Here is a 24,320-nt window from a genome sequence, read left to right on the forward strand (position 1 = left end):
GGGAGCGGCCGCCTGCTGGACGACCGGGGCTGCCTGAGTCACCGGCTGGGACGCGGCCGAGGCGAAGGTGAGGCCGGTCGCGGCCAGGACCGCGGCGGTTCCGGCGGCCGCGGTGATGGCGGTGGCGCGGGTGATCTTCATGGAACCTCTCCTGATTTATGAGCGATCGACTGGGTCGTCGACGTGATTTGAACGTACCGACGGCTGTCATATCGGGCATGTCGAAGGTCCGGCGCTGGGGGGCCGAACGGGGTACCGGTGCAAGGCTTAGGGACGACAGACGAAATGTCAGATCATAGGAAAAATAAGGAAGTTGACGGAGCCATTGATCCACCTGGTTGAACCTGACACCTGCTCACGCCTTCGGCCCCAGGACGCCTGGATCTGCCGATGCGATGAGCTGAGTCGCCATCATGGATGCGGCGCCTCCGGGGGGGGATCCCGGCCTGCCGACGCCTGCGCCCACAGGCCATGCCCCGCCATGCACGGCGGTCGGCCAGGTCCACCAGGTCCGTACGGTCGAGGGCGCGAGGCGCCCGGGGCCTGGACGACCTGCACCGAGTCCAGCAGGCCGCCGGAGGCGGTAACAGCCCGTCAGCCCCCCTGCCGAGCGGGCCCGAGAGTGGCAGTCGCCGCCCCCTCCTGACAGGCACCGGCGCATCCTCGGCAAGATCCGCATGAACGCCCGGCACGCGACCACACTCCCGCGAGCCCTGCTCGTGCCGGCGAACGCGGAGAGATCAGCGAAATCGCGTGGGTCCACCCGGACGACGTCCCCCACCGGTGCGAGCCCGACCAGACCCGCCGCATCAAGGCCGCCTCAACCGCCTCGCCGACCCGACCGCGCCCGTGTACCACGTCGAGGGCTACGCGATCACGGCCTGACGGCCAGCTCTCAACTCCCCTCCAGGACCTGCCGAATGGGACCGCGCGGGCGCCACAGCGGGCCCTGCTCGGGCCGTACCTGCGGTGGCAGGTCGGTACGGGAACAGCACTCCTGAGGCCGCCCCCGACCGGCCGTGTGCTGCTGACGGCCGGTCGGGGGCCTTCCGACTGTGAGAGGAGAGAGCCATGTCGTACTCGACAGCGGAGGCCCTCCGGACCTGTAGCCCGCGCCGGGACCGGATGCCGACGCCCTTGCCGTCCCGCACGCGGCGGTTGAACGGCACCGTGATCACCCCCACCATCACGCGGGACGCCATCCTAGAGCTCACCCTGCAGCAAGCTGTAGCCTCAGCCCTCGGGCGTGGGAGCACTGCTGTCCGAAGTCTGATCAATAAGTGTCCTCGGTCCCATGACGAGGCCACCACGGGCGCTCACCGGCCGAGCACCCTCCAGCACGCCGGCCGCTCGCGATTCGGATCCGCCACCGCAGGCGATCTTCCGGCTCCAGCTGGTACGGCTCAGCCCGCTTCGCGATGTCACGTGAGGACGGAGCGCGGCGACCGGCTGCCTCCGGAGCGGGCCGACTCGGCCTGTCTGCCCTGGTCCAAGGGCAAGTCCGGCGGCCGGTGGGTCACGCGGTGGGTCACGTGACTGCTGAACCGTGGCCGAGAAAACAGAAAGACCCCTGTAAACAGGGGTCTTTGCTGGTGCGCGAGGGGGGAGTTGAACCCCCACGCCCTTGCGGGCACTGGAACCTGAATCCAGCGCGTCTGCCTATTCCGCCACCCGCGCATCGGTGATGTCGTAGATACTAGCCGATCTTCGGACCACTCCGCACCGCCCCCGCAGTCCGCCGCCCTCGCCGGCTTCAACCGGGGCTCCGCCGCGTTCACCAGGACGGAAGAGTCCTTCCCTCCGTCCGCCGCCGGGGGCGCGACCCGGCTCTGCGGGCGCGCACCCGGAGGAGCGGGCGGACGGGGCGATCGGGGTTCAGGCCGCACTCTCGCCCAGGTAGGCCTCGCGGATGCGGGGGTCGTGGAGGAGTTCGGCGGCCGGGCCGGACATCCGGATCTCACCGGTCTCCAGGACGTAGCCGCGGTCGGCCAGCCTGAGGGCCTGGGCGGCGTTCTGCTCGACCAGCAGGACGGTGGTGCCCTGCGCGTTGATCTCCCCGATGATGTCGAAGAGCTGGGCGACGATGATGGGCGCCAGGCCCATCGAGGGCTCGTCCAGCAGCAGGAGTTCCGGACGGCCCATCAGGGCGCGGCCGATCGCGAGCATCTGCTGCTCACCGCCGGAGAGCGTCCCGGCGATCTGGCGGCGGCGCTCGGCGAGCCGGGGGAACAGGCCGAAGACTCGGTCCAGGTCCTCGGGGGCCGCCCTGCCGAAGCGGTAGGCGCCCATCTGCAGGTTCTCCAGCACCGACATGTCGGCGAAGACCCGGCGGCCCTCCGGCGAGTGGCCGATGCCGAGGCCGACCACGTGGTGCGCCGGTACGCCGTCGATCCGCTCGCCGCCGAAGCGCACCTCGCCGGCGGCCGGGCGCAGCAGTCCGGAGATGGTGCGCAGGGCCGTGGTCTTGCCGGCGCCGTTGGCGCCGAGCAGTGCGACCACCTCGCCCTGACGTACCGTCAGATCGATGCCCTTCAGCGCGGTGATCGCACCGTGGTCGACCCGCAGCCCGGCCAGTTCCAGCAAGGCGGGGACGGTGGCGCCGACCGCAGCACCGGCCCTCACCTCGGCCGTCACACCGGCCCTTACCTCAGTCGCCACACCGGCCCTTACCTCAGTCGCCACACCGGCTGTCGTACTGGTCACCGCTCGACCTCCTCCGGGTCCGGTTGGGCCGCCTCCGCGCCCAGGTATGCCTCGACCACCGCCGGATCCCGCTGGATCTCGGCCGGGGTGCCCTCGGCGATCACCCGGCCGAAGTTGAGCACCGCGACCCGGTCGGCGACCGACATCACCAGGCGCATGTCGTGCTCGATGAGCAGCACGCCGACGCCGAGTTCGCGGTTGATCCGGCGGATCAGCGCGGTGAGTTCGAGCTTCTCGGTCGGGTTGGTGCCCGCGGCGGGTTCGTCCAGCAGCAGGACGCGGGGGCCGGTCGCGAGGGCACGGGCGATCTCCAGGCGGCGCTGGTCGCCGTAGGAGAGCGATCCGGCGCGCTCGTACCGGCGGGCGGCCAGGCCGACGAACTCCAGGAGCTGCTCGGCCCGTTCGCCGCTGGCCCGGTCGGCCCGGCGGGTGTGCGGCAGGCCGAGGGCGATGCCGAGCGGCCCGCTGCGCTCGCGGGTCTCGGCCGCGACCTTGACGTTCTCCAGGGCGGTGAGCGCACCGAAGAGGCGGATGTTCTGGAAGGTCCGGGCGACGCCCAGCCGGTTCACCGAGTGCGGCTTGCGGCCGATCAGTTCGTGGGTCGCGCCCGACTCGTCGCGCAGGGTGACCCGGCCCTCCTGCGGGTGGTAGAAGCCGGTGAGCGAGTTGAACAGCGAGGTCTTGCCCGCGCCGTTGGGCCCGATCACGGCCAGGACCTCGCCGCGCCGCATCCGCAGGCTCACCTCGGAGAGCGAGGTGAGCCCGCCGAAGCGCAGGGTGACCCGGCTGGCCTCCAGCACCACCTCGTCCGTACCGGTTGCCGTGGTGGTGGTAGTCACTGTGCGTCCCCTGTCTGCACCGAAGACCGCGCCGGTGTCGGCTCACCGCGCCTGCGGCGCCGGGCCGGCAGCAGCCCCTGCGGCCGGTAGATCATCATGACCACCAGCAGCGCGCCCATGTACATGAAGCGGTCCTTCTGGTCCACCACGTCCTTGAGCGCGTGCGGCAGCCAGGCGAGCAGCCCGGCGCCGAGCAGCACCCCGGGAATCGAGCCCATCCCGCCGAAGATGACGTAGGCGAGCACCAGCACGGAGTACAGCAGCGGGAAGTTCTCCGGGTTGATGAAGCCGACCTTGCTCGCGTAGACGACACCGGCGGCGCCGGAGGTGGAGGCGCCGATGGCGAAGGCCATCAGCTTGTACTTCACGGTGTCCACGCCGTGCGCGGCGGCGGCCACCTCGTCCTCGCGGATCGCCGCCCAGGTGCGGCCGACCTTGGAGTGTTCGAGGCGGCGCAGGACGAGTACGGCGAGCACGATCAGGCCGAGCAGCAGCCACCAGTAGTCCAGCGGGTCCAGCTTCCACCGGTACTGCACCGGGCCGAGGCCGACCGAGAAGTGCGGGATGCCGAAGACGCCGAGCGAGCCGTTGGTGAGTCCGTCGGAGTTCTTGGCGACCAGGTAGATGATCTCGTGGAAGCCGAGGGTGACGATGGCCAGGTAGTCGCCGCGCAGTCGCAGCGTCGGCCCGCCGAGCAGCACTCCGGCGATCAGGCAGGTGGCCATCGCCACCGGGATCACCAGGAAGGGGTTGAGCTCGAAGGGCGGCTTCACCGGCAGGTGGCCGGTCCAGAAGGCCGCGCTGTACCCGCCGATGGCGAAGAAGGCGACGAAGCCGAGGTCCAGCAGCCCGGCCCAGCCGATCACCACGTTGAGGCCGAGCGCCAGCAGGATGTAGATGCCGACCCAGTCCACCAGCACCTGGTTGGTGGCCCGGCTGAGCGCCAGCGGTACGAACACCGCGAGGGCCAGTCCCACCAGGGCGGCGGTGACCCGCACGCCGCGCCGCCGGACGGCGAGCTCCCCGCCGCGGGCGATCGGCGCGGTCACGGGGGCCAACAGCCGTACGGCGGCGGCCCGCAGGGGCGCACCGGTCTCGGCGAGTACCCAGGCCACCACACCGAGGCCGAGGCAGACCCAGAGCCGGCCGGAGGCGAGGGTGCCGCGCAGCGAGTACAGCAGGTCCTTTCCGTTGCCCTGCTCGCCGGTCATCACCGCGAGCAGGAGGCCCGCCGCCAGCAGTGCGCCGAGGCGCCGCAGGCGGGGCTGCCGGTACCAGCGCTCGCGGCGCAGCCCGGCCACCACCACGGCGGATACGGCCTTCGCCGGACGCTCGGTCCGTTGCTCGATCACGGCGCTCATGCGCCCTCCTCTCCGCCGGCCTCCGGCAGGGGGTGTCCCCGCCGCTCGTCGACCCTTTCGTGGACCATGCCCCGCCCGTCGGCCGCTCCGTGGAACGTGCGCCGCCCGACGGCTTCCGCCCGGCCGGCGGCCCGAGGGCGCCACCCGGCCGAAGGGACGGGAACGGGTGTTCCGGTGCCGCACCCGCTCATGCCGCCCTCCCGATCTTCACGCCGAGGATGCCGGCCGGACGGAACATCAGCACCCCGACCAGGACGACGAACGCGGCGACATAGCGCCACTCCTCGCCGAACAGCGGCACGTTGAAGCTCTCCACCAGGCCGAGCAGCAGGCCGCCGAGCATCGCACCGCGGATGTTGCCGACTCCGCCGAGGACGGCGGCGGCGAAGGCGGTGATACCGGGGTTGAAGCCCATGGTGAAGGAGACCTGGGTGTTGAGGCCGAACAGGAATCCGGCGACGCCGCCCAGCAGGCCGCCGATCACGAAGGTCCGCGAGATCACCCGGTCGGTGTCCACGCCCATCAGGCTCGCCGTCTCGGGGTCCTGGGCCAGCGCCCGGATGCCCGCGCCCAGCCTGGTCCGGTTCACCAGCAGGTCGAGCCCGACCATCATGAGCAGCGCGCAGACCAGCAGCAGGAGTTGGGTGATCGTCACACGTGCGCCGAAGACCGTGAGGACGACGTTGTTGTCGTACAGGTGCGGCATCGGCAGCGGGTCGCGCCCGAAGAGCTTGCCCGCCAGGTTGTAGAGGAAGAAGGAGGCGCCGATCGCGCTGATCAGGAAGACCAGCTTCGGAGCGCCGCGCCGCCGCAGCGGCCGGTAGGCGACCTTCTCCAGGCCGTACGCGGTGGCGCCGCCGCAGAGCGCGGACACCACGAGCCCGACCAGCACCAGCAGGACGGAAATCGGCGCGGAGGGGTGCGCGGGGGTGAGCGAGGTCAGGACGATCAGGCTGCCGAAGCCGCCCAGCATGAACACCTCGCTGTGGGCGAAGTTGATCAGCTGCAGCACGCCGTAGACCAGGGTGTAGCCGATCGCGATCACGGCGTACAGGGCGCCCAGGGCGACCCCGGGGACCAGGTAGTCCCAGAACTCGTGGGGGGACATCGTGTCACTCTCCCCCGGCTCAGCTCGCGGCCAGCGTCAGGATGTTGCCCTGGTAGGCGATCCTGCCGCTCTCGACCCGGTACAGGAACGCGGTCCGGTCCGGGAACTCGCCCTTGTCGTCGAAGCGGAAGCGCTTGGTCAGGCCCTTGTAGTCGGCGTGCCTGACCTTGTCGAGCAGGGCCTCCCTGGTGGCGTCGGTGCCCAGCGTCCGCAGCTGCTCGATCACCAGGTTGGTGACGTCGAAGGCCTCCGCCGAGTAGGTACCCGGGTCCACCTTGAACTCGGCCCGGTAGTCCTCGGTGAACTTCTTGATCCCCGGCTCCACGGTGGCGTCCACGCACGGGCAGGTCAGCAGCCAGCCCTCGGACGCGTCGCCGGCCAGGTCGATGAACTTCCGGTCGTTGGTGCCGTCGCTGGCGATCTTCGGCTTGTCGAAGCCCGCCTCCTTGAGCTTCTTGGCGAACGGCGCGGCGTCGGCGTAGAAACCGGCGTAGATCAGGCCGTCGGCACCGGAGTTCCTGGCGGCGGTGGCCACCGCGGTGTAGTCCGGGGTCTTCTGCGGGACGCTCTCGTGCACCACCTGCACTCCGGCCTTCTTCAGGTCCGCCTCGGCGACACCCGCCAGACCGACGCCGTACTCGGTCTTGTCGTCGACCAGGAAGACCTTCCTCGCCTTGACCTTCCGCGCGAGGTAGGCCGCCATCCCGCCGCCCTGGGCGTCGTCGTTGGGGATGCCGCGCAGGAAGGAGGTGAAGCCCAGGGTGGTCAGTGCGGGGCTGCTGGCCGAAGGGGTCAGCGCCACCAGGCCGGCCTGCGAGTAGAGCTCGCCGGCCGCCTTGGTCGGGGCGGAGAAGGCCGGGCCGATGGTCGCGATCACCTTGTCGTCGTCGATGATCTTCTGTGCGGCAGCGGGCGACTGGTCCGCACTGCCGGCATCGTCACCGGCCGCGTACGAGAGCGTGAACGGCAGGTCCCCACGTGCGTTGGCCTGCTTGATCGCGAGTTTGACGCCGTTCTCCATGTGGACGCCGAGCGCCGAGCTCTCCCCGGTCAGCGGCCCCTGGTAGGCGATCCGGTAGACCTTCTTGCCGCCGTCCGAGCCCGCGTCGTCGTCGCTCTTCGAACAGGCGCTCAGCGCCAGCGCGCCGACGATCAGCGGCGCGGCGGTCCGCAGAAGTCTTCTGTGCAGCACAACTTCCCCCTGGTTGAACGGTTCTGGCGGTACTACGGCGCAGCGGTCCGATCTCGCGCGGTCCCGCGCCGCTCGGTCCCACGGTCACGCGGTGGGCTCCGGCGGGCCGACTCCGGTGAGCCGGACGCGTGCCGAGTGCGCCGGAGGACCGGACGGCAGCGGTCTCTGCGCCAACTGCAGCCTTCTGCAGCGGCCGTGACTCTAGCCAGAGTCGAAGAGCGGACGGCAGAACCGAGTTGGCGCTATGTCACCTCGGTGTCCGGACGTCCGGGGGTTCCCGCAGGCTACGCAGCGGCCTCCCGGTCCTCCTCCGAACTCCCGTCGGCCGAACCGCCGTCCTTCGCCCCGGCGGCACTCGCTACCGCCACCGCCGGCCGCGGCTGTTCGGCTCCGCCCAGCCGCCCTGCTGTGGAGTCCGGCCGGGGCTCCCGCTGGGATCGGGCCACCCACCACCCCGCCAGTACGACGAGCAGGCCGACCCCGATCCTGATCAGCGCACTCTCCGCGTCCTTGGGCGAGCGGTGCACCCACTCCCAGACCACGTAGCCCATCCCGGCGGCGACCGGTACGGCGAGGGCCAGGAGGCGCCGTCCGACGGTGCGGGCTCCCGGCGTCCACAGGGCCGCCGTGGACGCCCCGGCGAGCAGCAGCAGGACCCCTGCCAGCGTGAACGCCATCGGCAGTGCGGGCACCAGGACCGCACAGGCGAGGAGCACCCCGCCCGCGGCGAGGGCGAGTTCCACGGCACGGGTGCCGAACCGGCTCCGGCGGGTGAGGAAGACGACCATCCCCCACACCATCAGGGTGTAGCCCCGGAAGGCGGCGAGGATGATGCCGACCGGTCTGAACCGCGGCAGACCGGGGCGGCCCGCGCGAGGACGCAGGAGCTTCTGCGAGGTCGCGGTGTTCGCGGCGGCCGCCGCCGCGTGGGCGACCGTGCGGGCGAAGGTGTCGCTGCCCGCGTCGTCCGGAATCCGCTCACCGCCGATCCGCTCGGCCTCCCACCACAGCTGCCAGAGGTCCTCCGTCCTGAGCGTGCCCCCGGCGGCGTTCCGCTTGGCGTCGTAGAGCTCCAGCCAGATCCTGCCGTCGCGGGTGCGGTCGCTGTCGCCCTCGCCGCGGATCGAATCCGCCAGCGCGTCGAGGTCCTCCCGCAGGATGCCGGTCTGGGCCGACCGGCAGACCGCCCGGACGCACGCGTGCAGGCCGGCCAGTCCGTTCGCGTCACCGGCCGTCTCGTTCACGTCGCCGTCCGGTCCTGGCAGGCTGCCCGCCTGGTCGGCTCCGCTCGGCGCCGGTGCGCCGGTCGGCCCCGGTGCGTCCGGTGCATCCGGTGGGACGACGGTGACGATGCTCTCGATGAAGCGTCTGCACTCCGCCGCGTCCTCGGCCTCCCAACGCTCCGCCAGCCAGCCGCGGTCGCGGTCGCCCTTCGGACCGGTGGCGAGCGCGCAGGCCCGGATGAGCCCGAGCAGCTCGTCCACCCGCCTCCGCCGGAGCTCCGCAATCCGCTCGGCGGCCCGGTCGGCGGTCCGGTCGGCGGTCCGGTCCGTGGTCAGATCGGCGGCACGGTCGGCCGGGCTCGGCCCGTCGTCCGCCGTAACCGTCCCGCACTGCCGGAGCCGGTCGGGCGAGAGCAGCATCCGGACGATGTGAGCCGAACCGTCCATCCGCCCGTGCAGCCAGTCGTTGACCCGCCACGACGGACGGTAGAACGCACCGAAGTGGTGCAGCTGCTTCCCGGTCAGCAGTTGCGGTGTCATCGAGGAGAACTGGACCAGCTCCACCTCCTGCTCGACGTCCTGGCTCGCGCCGGAGAAGGCGAGCTGCACGACGTCGAGCCGGAGCATCCGCTGCAACAGCTGCGCCTCCCCAGCCGCGCCCGGTCCCTCCACCGGCCCGTCGTCCGCCGACCCCTCCACCGGTCCGAACAGGTAGTCGTGGAGGGCTTCGAGCCACTGGCTCTCCACCCGTTCGGCTTCGACCAGCTGCGAGGTCCTGACCACGGCACCGATGGCCTGACGGCAGGTCCGCACCTGCTCGGCCACCGCCCCGGCCAGCTCGTACTGCCGCTGCCTGGGGTCGGCTCCCTCGTTCTCGGAGCGCGCGCTGTCCACCCACCCGTCGACGACCCGGCCGAGCCACCTCTGGAGCATGTCCCGGTTCGTCACCTTGCCGAACCGGTCCGACTCGCGCATCGGCATCCTGGAGCACTCGTCCACCGCACCGTCCACCGCCCTCGGGTACTCCCGCCCGGGCGCGCCCGCCCAGTACAGGTCCATCAGGCGCCGGTTCCGGTGGATGTCCTCCAGCGTGGCGCCGAGGCCTCGGCGGGCCTCGACGATCTCCCGACGCTGCGGGGAGCCCATCGGCGACAGCTGGAGGGCCCGCCGCAGGACGTCGACGGCCATGTCCGCCAGCCGCTCGACGGTCGTCATCCCCCAGTCCCAGTCCCCGCCCGTCCGGGTCAGGGCGGTGGCCAACGGGTCGGCGGGGACGAACGATCCGTCCTGGCCCCGCATTTGCCGGATCAGCCCCCGCAGCACCTCGTCCAGCTCGCTCGGGCTCCAGCGGTGCTCCCCCACCGGCTGGCCCGCGGCGACGAGTCCGCCGATGGTCCGGGCGGCGTAGTCGATGCGGACGTCGACATACCCACTCCACGCCCGCTCGGACAGGTCCTCGGCGCCGCCCGTCATCGCGGCCGCGAGCCGGTCCCTGGCCCGCCGCCGGAACTGCACCGCCTCGTTGCGGGTGCGGATCTCGGTGAGCTCGCGCGACACCGAGTCGGTCGACCGCAGCCGGGTGAGCACACCGAGCAGGGCGTCCCGGGCGTGCGGGAGGTCCTCGGCGGTCGGAACCTGGGCGGGCAACGCCGTCGTCTCGGCCGGGTCGGGTACGACGTAGGCGAGCACCCGCCGCACCTGCACTCCGCCGGGCTGGCGGTACACCGCCTCCAGCGCCGGGCGGATGGGCTTGTTGAGCAGCACCCCGCCGTCGAGGACGTACTGCGACTGACGGAAGTTGGCGCCACCCGCGGTGGACGGCCACGGGCCCTCGCCGGCGGCGGCGGGGGAGGCCGTCACCGCGACCCAGTGCGGTTCGAAGGCGCCCGGGAACGAGGAGGTGCACCGGGAGGCGACCGCCAGCTTCTCCACGACCTCGTCGGCGGTCAGGTCCCCGAGGGTGTCCGTGCCGTCGGCGGGCGCGGCGAACCTGAAGGTCGCGTCGTGGTCCACCTCGGTGATCCCGGTGCCCATGTCGTCGGTGAACGAGGTCGTCCGGCCCTCCCACAGGGTGCCGGTGAGGATGAGCTCGACCGGGTGCGCCGCCACGTCCCGGGCCGCTTCGCCGCCGTCCCCGAGCGGCGGGGAGTCGAGCACCGTCCTGAGCGCGGAGCGGAGCTTCGGCAGGAAGTACTCGTCCCCCATCAGGAGCGAGGGCGGGTTCTTCCGGAGCGGGCTGCGCAGCAGCTTCTCCAGGCTGCCGTCCCGGCACCACAGGTCCCGCAGGCCGGCGAGCTCCCGGGGTCGCGCGAGACCGAGCGCGAGAAACGCGCCGTTGATCCCGCCCGCCGAGGTGCCGGCGATGACGTCCACGCGGGCCTCGGCCTGCAGCAGGTCGAGCAGCGGGAGGTAGGCCGCCCTTGTCCGGCGGCGCACCGTCGCCAGGCGGTGCAGCTCCAGCGTGACGCCGCTCATCCACACGGCCAGGCTCACACCGCCGTTCAGCACGACGGCGAGGCGGATTTCCTGACGGTCGAAGTCGGATTCGGGCGCCGCGCCGCCCACCGGATCTGCGTACTCGTCCGCTGCGTTCACCACAAGGTCTCCACCCGGCTACGTGCGCCTCGCGCATCGGATCTGCCGCAAGAAGTGTGATCCGCAACCGACGGCAAGCGCAAAATGTCAACAAGAGATCGTTGGCGAAGTAACAGAAAGCCGGACCACCTGTCCGAGTCACGCTTCCGGCTCTTTCCGGTGGCATCCCGGCCCCGCCGATGATGACGTTGACAGGGCGCCGGTCCGCCGACGTTCCGGCGGAGGCGTCCCTTCCTCCGGCTCGCGGGATTTCCTCACCACCCCGCCATGGGCTCCGAACCCGCCATGGACTCCGAACCCGCCCTGGGCTCCGAACCCGCCGGGAGCGCGGCCCGGAGAGCCACCGGGCGCGCGGCCCAGATCACCTTCCGACATTCGTCCGACCGGGAACGTGGTGGACATGCACGAGATCGCCCGATACAGCCTTGCCGGTATCCGCCTCGTCAACGGAGCCGTGGCGCTGCTGGCCCCGAACACCCTGGCGCAACGACTCGGCATCGCCACCGGCCGTGACAGCGGCACGAGTTACACGCTTCCGCTCTTCGGGGTGCGCACCGTGCTGCTGGGCGCAGAGCTCCTGCTCGTCAAGGACGGCGCGGCACTGAACCGCTCGCTGCGCCTGGGGACGCTCATTCACGCGAGCGACGTGATCTCGGCGATCCGGTCGGGGAAGAACGGTGACCTGCCGCCCCGGGCGGCCGTGATCGCCACGGCCATCTCGTCGGTCAACGTCGCGCTGACCTTCCTCGCCCGGGAGCCGTCGCGGTGAACGCGGCGCCACGGCCCCACGAACCGTCCGCCTCCGCCGCGCCCGACTCACCCGACGCGGAGGAGGAGTTCGACTACGTCGTCGTCGGATCGGGGGCGGGCGGCGGGCCGTTGGCGGCGAACCTGGCCGAGGCCGGGTACCGGGTACTGCTGTTCGAGGCCGGCGGCGAGGACGAGCGACTCGACTACACCGTCCCGGCCTTCCACACCCACGCGACCGAGAACCCGGAGCTGCGCTGGGACTTCTACGTCCGGCACTGGGACGACGAGGACCGGCAGCGGCGCGACGACAAGTACGTCAGCGGCCACCACGGGGTCTGGTACCCCCGGGCCGGCACCCTCGGCGGGTGCACCGCGCACAACGCGATGATCACCGTCTGCCCGCATCCGGCGGACTGGGACCGCATCGCCACCCTGACCGGCGACAAGTCCTGGGCCAGCAGGCGGATGGCACGCTGGTTCCAGCGGGTGGAGCGCTGCACCTACGTCCACCGGCCGCGGCTCCTGCCGCGGAGCCGCCTGCTCGCCGCCGTCCTGGAGCACCTGCCGCTGGTCTCCGCCAGGTTCGTCAACCGCAGTGGCCACGGCTTCGACGGCTGGCTGACCACCTCGCTCCCGGATCCTCGGCTGGTCCTGCGCGACCACCGGCTGCTCAAGGTCGTCGCCGCCGCCGCGGAGTCCGCGCTGACCGCCACGCTGGGGCGCCCGCTCACGGCTTTCGAGGGTCTGGACAGCTACTTCGACCCCAACGACCGGCGGGTGGCGGGCGGCGCCCCCGGCGGACTGTGGCTGGTGCCGCTGGCCACCTCCGGCGGACACCGCGTCAGTGTCCGCGACCGCATCCGGGACGTGCGGCGGCGGCATCCGGACCGGCTCACCGTACGCACCGGCACGCTGGTCACCCGGGTGCTCCTCGACGAGTCCCTGGCCGCGGTGGGGGTCGAGTACGCGGCGGCACCGCACGCGTACCGGGCCGATCCGCGCGCCGCTGCCGATCCCCTGCCGCCGCTGCGCCGGGTCAAGGTCCGCCGCGAGGTCGTGCTGTCGGGGGGCGCCTTCAACACCCCGCAGCTGCTGATGCTCTCCGGGATCGGGCCGCGCGCGGAACTCCGGCGGCACGGCCTGCCCGTCCGGCTCGACCTGCCCGGCGTCGGCTCGAACCTGCAGGACCGCTACGAGGTCGGCGTCGTCTCGGAGCTGGACGAGGCGTTCACCCTCATCGAGGACTGCACCTTCGCGCCCCCGGCGCCGGGAACCCCACCGGACCGCTGCCTCACCGAGTGGGAGAGCGGCCGCGGGGTCTACACCTCGAACGGGGCGGTGCTCGCGGTGACGGCCAGGTCGCGGCCGCAGCTGGAGTCGCCCGACCTGTTCCTCTTCGGCCTGCCCGCCTACTTCCAGGGCTACTACCCCGGCTACTCGGACCAACTGTTCCGCAACAGGCGCTACTTCACCTGGGCGGTGCTCAAGGCCCACACCCGCAACACCGGTGGCCGGGTGGGTCTGCGCAGCGCGGACCCCCGCGACACGCCCCTGATCTCGTTCCGGTACTTCGAGGAGGGCACCGACAGCCGCGGCGAGGACCTCGACGCGGTGGTGCACGGCATCGAGCTGGCCCGCGACCTGATGCGGCGGGCCGGAGCGGTGGTCAGGCGCGAGGCGCTGCCCGGGGAGGGCGTGCAGACCTCCGAGGAGCTGCGCGAGTTCGTCCGGGACCGGGCCTGGGGGCACCACGCCTGCGGTACCGCCCGGATCGGAGCCGCGCACGATCCGCTGGCCGTGGTCGACAGCCGCTTCCGGGTGATCGGTACGAAGGGCCTGCGGGTCGTCGACGCCTCGGTCTTCCCCCGGATTCCCGGATTCTTCATCGTCACGGCCGTCTACATGATCGCCGAGAAGGCGAGCGCCGTGCTGCTCGGTGAGGCGGCCGGGACCGGACGCGCTGCCCGCGCGAACCGCCGCCGCCCGGCCACGGCCGCCCGTACCGGCTGACACCTGCCCCACCGGGCGCCACCGACCTGGCCGCGCCACCGACTTGAACCGCACCACCCGCACACCCGACACGAGGAGGCCGTCATGGCCGACCAGCCCACCCCCCGAAACAGCCGGCCGCCGGCCGGATCGACCTCCCAGGAGGCGCCCGCGTTCATGCGGGCGTACGAGCGGCTGGCGCTGGCCGTCGACCACAAGGTCGGCTGGGACAGGCTGCCCACGCCGCTCGGCCTGGCGACCCTGCTGGGCCTGCGGAACCTGCTGCGCCGCAAGAACCTCTTCGACACCACGTCCTTCCCGGCGACCGACCTGCCGCCGATCGAGCCGCGCCAGGCCCGTGACACCACCGAGCGCTCGGCCGACGGCACCTACAACGACCTCGGCAGTGCCCGGATGGGCATGGCCAACTCGCGCTTCGGCCGCAACGTCCCGCCGGACCGGACCTACCCCGAACCCGAACCGGAGATCCTCTCGCCGAGCCCCCGCGAGGTGAGCCGCGCGCTGCTGACCCGGCACGCGTTCGTCCCGGCCACGACGGTCAACTCGCTGGTCTCCGCCTGGCTGCAGTTCATGATCCGCGACTGGTTCAGCCACGGACAGGGCGTCATGACCGATCCCTGGCGGATCGAGCTGGTCGACGACGATCCCTGGCCGGATCGCCCGATGCTGGTGCCGCGGACGATCCCCGACCCGACCAGGCAGGCGGGCGACGGCCTGCCGCCCACCTTCATCAACGAGAAGACCCACTGGTGGGACGCGTCCCAGATCTACGGCGACGGCCCGCAGGAGCAGCGGCAGCTGCGCGCCGGCGAGGGCGGCAGGCTGCGGGTGCCCGGCAACGGCGCGATGTCCTCCGGCGACCCGGAGCAGGATCCGGCGAACACCCCGGGCTTCTGGCTCGGCCTGGCCATGATGCACCGGCTGTTCATCCTGGAGCACAACGCCATCTGCGACCGGCTGCACGACGAGTACCCGCAGTGGACGGACGAACAGCTCTTCCAGCGGGCCCGGTTGATCAACGCCGCGCTCATCGCGAAGATCCACACGGTCGAGTGGACCCCGGCGGTCATCAGCCACCCCACCACGGTCCTCGCGCTGCGGGCCAACTGGTTCGGCGTCCTCGGCGAGCGGCTGAGCCGGCTCCTGGGCCGGGTCAGCCGCAGCGAGGTGCTCAGCGGCATCGTCGGCGGTGCGACGGACCACTTCGGCGTCCCGTACGCGCTCACCGAGGAGTTCACCGCGGTCTACCGGATGCACCCGCTGATCCGGGACGAGTGGGCCTTCCGCTCCGCCGCCGACGACACGCTGCTCCAGGAGGCGAAGTTCCCGGAGCTGTCCGGGCCGCACGCCTACGAGCTGCTGGCGAAGCACTCGCTGACCGATCTCTTCTACTCGTTCGGCACGGCCCATCCGGGGCTGGTGACACTGCACAACTACCCCGAGTTCCTCCAGAAGTTCGAGCGGCCCGACGGGAAGGTCGTCGACCTGGGCGCCGTCGACATCCTGCGGATCCGCGAACTGGGCGTGCCCAGGTACAACGAGTTCCGGCGGCTGCTCCACCTCAAGCCCGCCAAGGACTTCGAGTCGCTGACCCCGGACCCCGCCTGGGCCCGGGAGCTGAGCCGGGTCTACGAAGGCGACATCGAGCGGGTGGACCTGATGGTCGGGATGTTCGCCGAGCGCCGGCCCAAGGGGTTCGCCTTCAGCGACACCGCCTTCCGCATCTTCATCCTGATGGCCTCGCGCCGTCTGAACAGCGACCGGTTCCTCACCAAGGACTTCAGCAGCCAGGTGTACACCCGCACCGGGCTGGACTGGATCGCGAACAACACCATGACCTCCGTGCTGCTGCGTCACTTCCCTGACCTGCGCCCGGCGATGTCCTCGGTGACCAACGCGTTCACCCCCTGGCAGAGCACCGGGGCCTGAACCGGGCCCCGGCCCGCGCACTCCGCCACCGCCCGCCCGGTGTCCCGGCCGGGCGGGTGGCGACGCCCGCTACGGCTTCATCGACCGGAGATCGGGGCCGGCCAGGAACTTCCAGATCGAGATCACCACGGCGAGCTGCGCCATCACGTACGCGATCTGCACGGAGAGCCCGCGCAGCTGGTAGATCGAGAGCAGCAGCTCGAACCGGCTGGGCCAGAACCGCCGTTCGGCGCGGAAGGTGTCCGCGTCCATGGCGAGGCTGGTGAGGGTCAGCACCAGGAGCATCAGGCAGATGGCCAGGGCCACGGCGCCGAGCGTCTGGTCGGTGATGAGGTTGCCCATGATGTCCAGGGCGATCAGCATGCTGTAGGCGGCCACCAGCCACAGGGCGCGTGCCGGGCCGCGGCGACCGGGCAGCAGGCGCCAGAGCGCTCCCATGACCAGACCCGCGCCGGCCCAGACGAGCTCCCAGGACGCGAACCTCCATACCAGATCGGGTACTCCGAAGAGGTTCTGGCGGGTGAGCATCCACTGCTCCTGCGGCGCGTAGGCCGACCAGACCAGGATGACGCTGCCGGGAACGCCCACCGCGGCCGCCAGCAGGGCGGCCCGGCGGGCGTTGTCCCACCACCTGGCGTGCGGACCCCAGCTCAGGGCGATGTCCACGACCGTGACCTGGCTGGGCAGCCACGGCCGTGCCACGGCACCCTGGGCCACCTGCCGCCAGCGGTGCAGCCGGTTCAGTTCCTTCTCCACCGCGTGCCTGCCGAGGGCGCCCTCGCCGTGCCCCTGGTCCAGGCCGCGCAGCACGGTGGTCAGCTCCCGGTAGCGGCGGGCCCGTTCGATGAGGTCCCGGTGGCCCGCCTCGGCGATCGCCTCACCCAGCGTCGGAGCGGCGGCGCAGCCCTCCAGGTGCTGGTTCAGCACCGCCCACCGCTGCCCCACCGCCAGCAGGCCGTACAGTGCGGCGATGTCCAGCACCAGCCAGAGGCTGGCCAGCACCTGGCTGCCCGCGTACGAGCCCTCGCGCCAGGCCACCACAACGGCGAAGAACACGGCCAGCAGGAGGCGGTCCAGCTCGGCGGGGTTCGCGTAGGGCACCGGCAGCCCGGTGCCCCTGGCCCGCAGTAGGGCCACGATCGCGACACCCGTCAGGACCCAGGCGTGGGAGAAGCACCACGCCGGGACACTGGCGGCCAGCGAGGCCGCTTGCTGGCTCAGGACGAGAAGGTGCAGCGAGCCGTACGCCGGTGCGGTGCGGTCGGTCAGCCAGCTGATGCGCTCCCAGTAGCCCTCGCGGGCCCAGAGCGCCCAGCCGAGCAGCAGGACGGTGAGGGCGGCCAGTGCCGCTCCGGTCCCGCGCAGCCGCAAGGGGTTCGCCGGTTCCCGGAGCAGACCGCCGTCACTCGCGATCAGCCGGACCCAGAGCACCAGACCGGTGAGCCACAGCCACAGCATCGCCGCGGTCAGCAGCACCAGAGCGGCGATGCCGGAGGCGGGCGGGGGCTGCTGGGGAACGAGCGTCGGGGGGAGCCCGAACAGGCCGGGCAGTACGGCCACCAGCGTCCCGGCGACCGCCGTCAGCGAGGCCGCGAGCAGCACCGACGCCCTCGGGCGGGCGGTGACCGTGAGGGCCCAGCCGGTCAGGACGCCGATCAGGACCTGCCAGCGCCGCTCGTCGCCCCACGGACCCGGTTCGCCCACCGCCTTGGCCGCGTCCGGAATCAACAGGTAGAGCAGCAGGATCATCACGCCGACGACGGCGTTGAGCAGGCCCCAGCGGAGCAGGGCTCCGCTGCTGCTCCGCTCCACCGGAGTGGCCACGGCGCCGGCCGGCTGGCGGCGGGCCCGGACGGCGGCCACCACGATCACCGCCGAGGTGCCCGCCCACCAGGCGGCCAGCCCGGCCGCGTTGACGACGCGCCACCCCCTGCTGGTGTTCGCCGTCGCCAGGGCTCGCTGCCACGGGGGCACCAGCTGCACCGTCACGGCGGTGCTCGGGCCCCCGGGCTGCCCGAGCCCCGACCACACCAGGTTCTCGCTGTCGACGGCCGTGGGGGTGGGAGCCACCTCGAAGGCGTCCAGGCCGCCCAGGTCGATCTGGACCCGGTCCCAGCGGGCGCCCGCCAGTGCCGTCGGCGGGGTGAGGGACAGCTTCCACCGCTCGGCGTGCATGTCGACCGCCCACGGCCCGACGGTGAAGGTGCCGCGCTGGTCGAACCAGAAGACCGTCTGGTACTGGACCTTGACCCAGGAATCCTCCGCGGTCACCTGCGGCCGGTGCGGGCGCCACTCGTCCGTCCGGAGGTCCTGGAACCGGGGACTCCCCTGCTCCTCCCGCAGCAGGCAGCGCATCGCGAGCCGGTAGGCATCGGAACTCTCGCTCAGCATCAGGTCGTTGGCGAGCGCCCAGGTGGTGGGCACCTGGACCGTCATGTCCCCCTTGCCCTCGATCACGGTCTGGGCGTGGTTGACGAGTCGCAGGACGGCCTCGGTCCGGGCCGTGACCAGTTGCTCCGCATGGCAGCCGTCGGCCGCCGCCTCCGCCCGGCCGGGCCACAGGGCCCACCAGGCCAGGCCCACCAGCAGGAGGGCGGTGCACCGCCGCCACCGGTGCACCAGCGCCCGGGCGTCCCGCCTCATGCCACCGCCCCCGGCAGGGGTGCCCGGAGGAGCGGCGTCCTCGTTGCGCGGGAAGCCTTCAAGGCCGGCCGTTCGCGCTTCCCGGGCACCCGCTGACCGGACTGCACTGCAGGATCACCTGGTAGGCGTGGCTGACGGCCGCTTCACCGCCGTCACCCCCGGCGGTCTTGACGAACCGCCACTGCGAGGGCCTGGTGTGCTCGGTCGTCGCCGCCTTCTCGACCTGGACGTGCAGTGTGCGCGCCGCGAGGTCGTGGGTCTCGACCAGGATCTCGTCGGCGGCGACGGGGAAGTGGTGGTGCAGCAGGCACAGGCCGAACCGGTCGAGATTTCCGTGTTTCTCCAGCACCGCCACAAGATCGTCCACAAACTTGCGATCCTGCGGACCCAGCCCTTCGACCTCCTCGAACCGCGGGAGTGCCTGCCCGGAATCAGCCGTACGATTTCCCATCGATCCGCTCCTCGATATCACAGCGCTGCATGGCACTCGGAACGCTAAATGGGTCGGTATGCACCTGCAAGGACAGACATGGGACAACCGGCCCGTCCCCCGGAAAGATCAGCCGTTCACCCGGATCCACGCACTCGGCGCCGGCCGGCCGGCCGTCGCTGCGACCCGCCCGCCGCCGTGCCGGTGAGCAGAACCGCCCGAGGGAGCGGCCCGGGGGAACGGCTCGACACGGGCCGGCGGGCGGCGGCGAGCTGACGGGCCGACCAGCCTCTGCCGGGGCCGCGGCACCGACCGTTACGGTGCGGAGGAGGGCCGTTCGACCCGACCCCCCGGACTCGGTCTCCGGATGGACGGGTATCGTCCAACGGGCAGCTTTCCGATCCGATCGGTGGGGGACGCATGGGCGTGGTACTGCCAGACGAGCTGGTGTGGATCCTGGACCTGATCGGGGTCGACTGGCCGAACGTGGACGAGGACGACTACCGGGCGATGGCGGACTCGCTGCGCTCGTTCGCCACCGACATCGACGACCACACTGCCGACACCCACCAGGCCGTGCAGCGGATGCTGGGCGAGAACGCCGGGATGGCCGTCGACGCCTTCCAGGCCCACTGGGGCAAGCTGTCCGGCACCCACCTCCACCAACTCGGCGAAGGCGCCCGGATGGTGGCGACGGTGATGGACGCCGTCGCAATGGTCGTCGAGGGCGCGAAGATCGCGGCGATCGCCCAACTCGGGATCCTGGCAGCCGAGGTGATCGCCGCCCAGGCCGCTGCGGTGGTCACCTTCGGCGCCTCCGAGGCAGCCGCGGCCGCGGCCACCCAGGTCACCCGGGTGGTCGTCAAGCAGCTGCTCAAGGAGGCCGAGCAGCAGATCATCTCGCAGCTGATGTCGATCGCCGAGGGGCCGATCATCAGCGCCCTGGAGGGCATGGCCGGGAACCTGGTTCTGAAACTCGGCGCCCCGGCCGGATCGGCGGCCACGGCATGAACGAGGAGGGGTTCAAGCACAACCACGAAGAGACCGAGAAGCTCGGTACCCACTTCCAGTCGTACGCGCAGAAGCTCAACTCCTCGGCCGGGACCCATCTGGGGAAGGCGAACCAGCACCTCGGCAGGACCCGGGGCAAGGGCGGCCTCGCCGCTGCCGCCGAGCAGGGTGCCGAGAAGCTGATGGGCAGTATCACCAAGGGCCAGCAGGCGCTCGGCAAACACCTCGACGACGTCGGCACGGGCCTGCACCAGACCAGCGCCAACCACAAGACCCACGAGGAGGGACTCGCCAAGTCCCTCAGCGGCATGGGCGGCAAGGGCGCCCCGGCACCGGCCGCCCCCAAGAGCTGGGCCAGCATCGCCAAGGGCGAGGGCAGCAGCGCCCCCAAGCCGGGCCCGTCGGCCGGCGGCGCCCCGAAGCCGACACCCCCGAAGCTGCGGGACAACACGGCCGACCCGAAGAAGACCGCGACCCCGGCCACCGCCCGCAACACCAAGAGCGACCCGGTCGACATCGCCTCCGGCGAGATGCTCCTGCCGCAGACCGACGTCAGCCTGCCCGGTGTGCTGCCCCTGGTGCTCTCCCGCACCCACGTCTCGTCCTACCGGAGCGGTGGCTGGTTCGGTGCGTCCTGGGCATCGACGCTGGACCAGCGCCTGGAGCTCGACGACGACGGCGTGGTCTTCGCCGCCGAGGACGGCATGCTGCTGGTGTACCCGGTCCCGCAGCCGGGCGGGCGGGTCGAACCGGTGGAGGGCCCGCGCTGGCCGCTGCACTGGGACGGTACCCCGTCCGGCGGGATGCGGATCAGCGATCCGCACAGCGGCACCAGTTGGCACTTCGCGATACCCGCACAGGGGCCGGGCCCGCACGCCCGCCGGTCCGGCGCGCTGCAACTGCCCCTGCAGGCGATCAGCGACCGCAACGGAAACCGGATCGAGGTCCACTACGGGCCCGGCGGCGTGCCGATCGAGGTCCGGCACGGCGGCGGCTACCGGGTCGGCATCGACACCGACGGCCGCACCGTCACCGCCCTGCGGCTGCTGGCCACCGAGAGCACCGAGGCCGCTCCGGAGACCGACGCCGCCGAGGCCGAGGCGGTCCAGCTCGTCGGTTTCGGCTACGACGGCAACGGCCGGCTGTCGGCCGTGACCAACTCCTCCGGCCTGGCCATGCAGTTCACCTACGACGCGGCCGGCCGCATCACCAGCTGGACCGACCGCAACCGGTTCCGCTACCGCTACCTCTACGACCGGGCCGGCCGCTGTGTGCAGACGCGCGGCGACGGCGGCTTCCTCGACGCGGTCTTCTCGTACGACCCCGAGAACAGCACCACCACACTCACCGACTCGCTCGGCCACCGCACCGTCTTCGACCTCGACGAGCACGGCCGTACCGTCCGGGAGACCTCTCCACTCGGCGCGGTCGCCACCACCGAGTGGGACCGTCGCGGCCGCCTGGTCTCGCGTACCGACCCGCTGGGCCTCACCACCCGCTTCGGCTACGACTCCGACGGCAACCTCGCGCACAGCACCCTGCCCGACGGCACCACCAGCACCGCCGTGCACAACGCCGAGCACCGGATCGTCGAGCTCACCGCACTCGACGGCGCCACCTGGCACTACGAGTACGACCTCCGGGGCAACCTCAGCGGGACCACCGACCCGCTCGGCCACCGCTCCAGGTACGCCCACAGCCCGCTCGGCCACCCCGCGGCCGTCACCGACGCCCTCGGCAGCACCACCCGGGTCGCCACCGACCCGGCCGGTCTGCCGGTGTCCGTCACCGACCCGCTGGGCGCCGTCACCACCTGCGTCCGTGACCGGTTCGGCCGCCCGCAGACCACCACCGACCCGCTCGGCGGCGTCACGGCCTACGGCTGGACGGTCGAGGGCCGGCCGGCCTGGCGGGTGGAGCCGGACGGCAGCCGCCAGGAGTGGCGCTACGACGCCGAGGGCAACCTGGTCGAACACCAGGACGCCGCCGGCGGCATCTCCCGCTTCGAGTACACCTGCTTCGGACGCCTCGCCGCCCGCACCGGTCCCGACGGGGCGCGCTACGGCTTCACGTACGACACCGAGCTGCGCCTGACCGCCGTCACCGGCCCCGACGGCGCCCAGTGGACGTACCGGTACGACGCGGTCGGCGGGCTGATCTCCGAGACCGACTTCGGCGGGCGCACCGTCGGCTACACCCGCGACCTGGCCGGGCAGGTGACGTCCCGCACCAACGGAGCCGGCCAGACCGTCCACTACACCCTGGACGCACACGGCCGCACCACCGAGCTGCTGGCCGACGGGCAGGTCACCCGCTTCAGCCGCGACGGCGCGGGGCGGATCCTCTCGGCGCGCGACGCGGATGGCGAACTCCGCTACAGCTACGACCCGTTGGGCCGGACCCTGACCGAGGAGTACAACGGCGCCGCGGTCGTCTCCGGCTACGACCCGGTCGGCCGGCGGCTGCTGCGCCGCACCCCCAGCGGGGTCGAGAGCGCCTGGACGTACGACGCGGTGGGCCAGCCCCGGACACTCACCGGCCAGGGCGGCGCGCTGCGCTTCGACCACGACCGGGCGGGCCACGAGATCCGGCGCGAGTTCGGGCCGGCCGCGCTGACCCAGACCTGGAACGAGGTGCACCGGCTCACCGCACGCCAGCTGGCCGTGGCTGAACAGCCCGTGCTGCGCGCCGGGTTCGACTACCGGGCGGACGGCGCGGTCACCGGGAGCACCGACTCCGCGCGGGGCCGGCGCTCCTACGAGCTGGACCCGCAGGGTCGCGTGACCGCCGTGACCGGCGAGAACTGGACCGAGCGGTATGCCTACGACGCGGCCGGGAACCTCACCCACGCCGAGTCCGCCGGATCGGCCGGAGCCGCGGGATCTGCGGGGTCTGCGGGGTCTGCGGAGCCGACCGGAGCGGACGCCGACGGCGCCCGGCTGCTGGAGCGCGGCCTGCTGCGGCGGGCGGGCCGTACCGGCTACGAGTACGACGGCCAGGGCCGGGTGGTCCGCCGGACCACGAAGCTGCTCTCGGGCACCGTCCGGACCTGGCAGTACACCTGGGACAGCCACGATCAGCTCACCTCGGCCACCCTGCCCGACGGCACCCGCTGGCGCTACCGCTACGACCCCACGGGCCGCCGGGTCGCCAAGCAGCACCTGGCGGCGGACGCGGAGACCGTGCTCGCCGAGACCACCTACGCGTGGGACGGCGCGCAGCTGGTGGAGCAGTCGCACACCGAGGCGGGCCGGCCGGGACGGCGGATCAGCAGCTGGGACTGGAGTGTCGGCGGGCAGGTTCCGCTGACCCAGACCGAGCAGATCGAGCAGAGCGCACTGCCGGGCGATGCCTCCCAGGCCGAGATCGACCGCCGGTTCTACGCCATCGTCACCGACCTGGTCGGGGCGCCGAGCGAACTCGTCGACGGGGACGGCCGGATCGCCTGGCGGTCCGACACCACCCTGTGGGGCGCCGCGCCCGACGGTCCGGCCCCGGCAGTGGACTGCCCGCTGCGCTTCCCCGGGCAGTACCACGACGCCGAGACCGGGCTGCACTACAACGTCTTCCGCTACTACGACCCGCAGGCCGCCCGCTACCTCAGCCCCGACCCGCTGGGCCTGGAGGCCGGGGCCAACCCGTACGCGTACGTCACGAATCCGCTCACCTGGGCCGACCCGCTCGGTCTCGACCCCAAGATCCTGGACCTCTACCACGGGACCACCAAGGCGGGCGCGGACAACATCGTCGGCAAGGGGATCGACCCGCAGTTCAAGCCACGCAGGATGGACTTCGGCAACGGCGGCTTCTACGTGACCAAGGACCGCGCGCAGGCGGAGGAGTGGGCACACTCGATGGCGAAGGGCCGGAACGGGCAGGCGCCCGGCGAACCCGCCGTCATCCACTTCAAGGTCCCCGAGGACGAGCTCAACGCGCTGAAGGTGCGCCGGTTCGGTGACGGGGACGACCAGGCCCTGGCGAACTTCATCCGCCACAACCGCAACGGCGGCCGGATGACCAGCGACGACGTCGTGGAGGGCAAAATGCTCTACAACGTCCCGGGGTTCCTCAGGCAGAACAAGCCGCCGAGGCTCGGCGGCCACCAGATGGCGTTCAACACGACGGCAGGCGCGGACCTGCTGAACAGTCACATTCATGAGGTGAGGTTGTGAGCGAGTTCATCTTCCGGGCGGTCCCGGAAATGGTCGAGTACTTCTCGGACATGGCGGACGAGATGGTGCAGCGGTTCGGCATCAGCCGGGCCGAGGCAGTGGCGCGGATCAACGAGTCCTGGAAGGACGACACCTTCGACAGCTTCCCGCACATCCTCTGCCACGAGTTCCCGGAGCACTGGGCCTACCTCATCTACTACGGGGACGTGCCGTACTGGGACGAGGACGCGGACCGGTCGACGTGGGTGGCTAGCGACCCGCCGCCCGCCGACTCCCCGGCCTGGACCCTCCCGCGCGAGCCGGAGCAGCGCGACTGACGCACCCGCGACCGGCCCGCCGCCGGAGGTCCGCCGG

The 24,320-nt window shown here is 71.9% G+C and carries 14 protein-coding genes and 1 tRNA gene; 6 read left to right on the forward strand and 9 right to left on the reverse strand.

The window, feature by feature from the left end; genetic code table 11:
* Positions 1-1,590 precede the first annotated feature (1,590 nt).
* The 7 genes from UK12_RS14890 to UK12_RS14920 form a co-directional block, all read right to left on the reverse strand.
* Positions 1,591-1,677: transfer RNA gene (locus UK12_RS14890), tRNA-Leu, on the reverse strand.
* 198 nt (positions 1,678-1,875) lie between these two features.
* Positions 1,876-2,583, reverse strand: a complete 708-nt coding sequence (locus UK12_RS14895) for an ABC transporter ATP-binding protein (RefSeq protein WP_197084873.1) — start codon at positions 2,581-2,583, stop codon at positions 1,876-1,878.
* A gap of 116 nt (positions 2,584-2,699) precedes the next feature.
* Entirely contained in the window at positions 2,700-3,542 is an 843-nt protein-coding gene (locus tag UK12_RS44405; RefSeq protein WP_045303435.1) for an ABC transporter ATP-binding protein, read from the reverse strand.
* Positions 3,539-4,903, reverse strand: a complete 1,365-nt coding sequence (locus UK12_RS14905; RefSeq protein ID WP_045303436.1) for a branched-chain amino acid ABC transporter permease — start codon at positions 4,901-4,903, stop codon at positions 3,539-3,541. The genes UK12_RS44405 and UK12_RS14905 overlap by 4 nt, the downstream gene beginning before the upstream one ends.
* Positions 4,904-5,090: 187 nt before the next feature.
* Positions 5,091-6,011 (reverse strand): branched-chain amino acid ABC transporter permease, encoded by a 921-nt coding sequence (locus UK12_RS14910; RefSeq protein WP_045303437.1) that lies wholly within the window; start codon positions 6,009-6,011, stop codon positions 5,091-5,093.
* 19 nt (positions 6,012-6,030) lie between these two features.
* A complete protein-coding gene (locus tag UK12_RS14915; protein ID WP_045303438.1) occupies positions 6,031-7,203 on the reverse strand; it encodes a branched-chain amino acid ABC transporter substrate-binding protein in 1,173 nt (390 codons plus the stop codon).
* 284 nt (positions 7,204-7,487) lie between these two features.
* On the reverse strand, positions 7,488-11,021 hold the full coding sequence (locus tag UK12_RS14920) for a patatin-like protein (protein ID WP_197084868.1): 3,534 nt from the start codon (positions 11,019-11,021) through the stop codon (positions 7,488-7,490).
* A 400-nt stretch (positions 11,022-11,421) separates the two neighbouring features.
* Here UK12_RS14920 and UK12_RS14925 point away from each other — a divergent pair, with 400 nt between their 5' ends.
* From UK12_RS14925 to UK12_RS14935, 3 genes are all read left to right on the forward strand, one after another.
* Positions 11,422-11,790 carry a hypothetical protein gene (locus UK12_RS14925; protein ID WP_045303440.1) on the forward strand — a complete coding sequence of 123 codons (369 nt, stop codon included), beginning with the start codon at positions 11,422-11,424 and terminating at the stop codon, positions 11,788-11,790.
* Positions 11,787-13,781, forward strand: coding sequence for a GMC family oxidoreductase (locus tag UK12_RS14930; RefSeq protein WP_045303441.1), 1,995 nt, complete (start codon positions 11,787-11,789; stop codon positions 13,779-13,781). The genes UK12_RS14925 and UK12_RS14930 overlap by 4 nt, the downstream gene beginning before the upstream one ends.
* A gap of 84 nt (positions 13,782-13,865) precedes the next feature.
* Complete coding sequence (locus tag UK12_RS14935) at positions 13,866-15,710, forward strand: peroxidase family protein (RefSeq protein ID WP_231591220.1); 1,845 nt, start codon at positions 13,866-13,868, stop codon at positions 15,708-15,710.
* A 69-nt stretch (positions 15,711-15,779) separates the two neighbouring features.
* Here the strand turns inward: UK12_RS14935 and UK12_RS14940 are convergent, their stop codons facing one another.
* A complete protein-coding gene (locus UK12_RS14940) occupies positions 15,780-18,353 on the reverse strand; it encodes a DUF6185 family protein (protein WP_045303442.1) in 2,574 nt (857 codons plus the stop codon).
* Between the two features lie 58 nt (positions 18,354-18,411).
* Positions 18,412-18,720, reverse strand: coding sequence for a hypothetical protein (locus UK12_RS14945; RefSeq protein ID WP_197084869.1), 309 nt, complete (start codon positions 18,718-18,720; stop codon positions 18,412-18,414).
* A gap of 489 nt (positions 18,721-19,209) precedes the next feature.
* Here UK12_RS14945 and UK12_RS14950 point away from each other — a divergent pair, with 489 nt between their 5' ends.
* From UK12_RS14950 to UK12_RS14960, 3 genes are read left to right on the forward strand one after another with little or no spacing between them, the layout of a single operon-like run.
* Positions 19,210-19,794: a WXG100-like domain-containing protein gene (locus UK12_RS14950; protein WP_156178737.1), complete on the forward strand. Its 585-nt coding sequence runs from the start codon at positions 19,210-19,212 to the stop codon at positions 19,792-19,794.
* A complete protein-coding gene (locus tag UK12_RS14955; RefSeq protein ID WP_052681892.1) occupies positions 19,791-23,966 on the forward strand; it encodes an RHS repeat-associated core domain-containing protein in 4,176 nt (1,391 codons plus the stop codon). Before UK12_RS14950 ends, UK12_RS14955 begins: the two co-directional genes overlap by 4 nt.
* Positions 23,963-24,283, forward strand: coding sequence for a hypothetical protein (locus UK12_RS14960; RefSeq protein WP_045303444.1), 321 nt, complete (start codon positions 23,963-23,965; stop codon positions 24,281-24,283). Before UK12_RS14955 ends, UK12_RS14960 begins: the two co-directional genes overlap by 4 nt.
* Positions 24,284-24,320 lie beyond the last annotated feature (37 nt).

Origin of the sequence: Saccharothrix sp. ST-888 (assembly GCF_000955975.1) — a bacterium.
In the GTDB taxonomy this organism is placed as follows: Bacteria; Actinomycetota; Actinomycetes; order Streptomycetales; family Streptomycetaceae; genus Kitasatospora.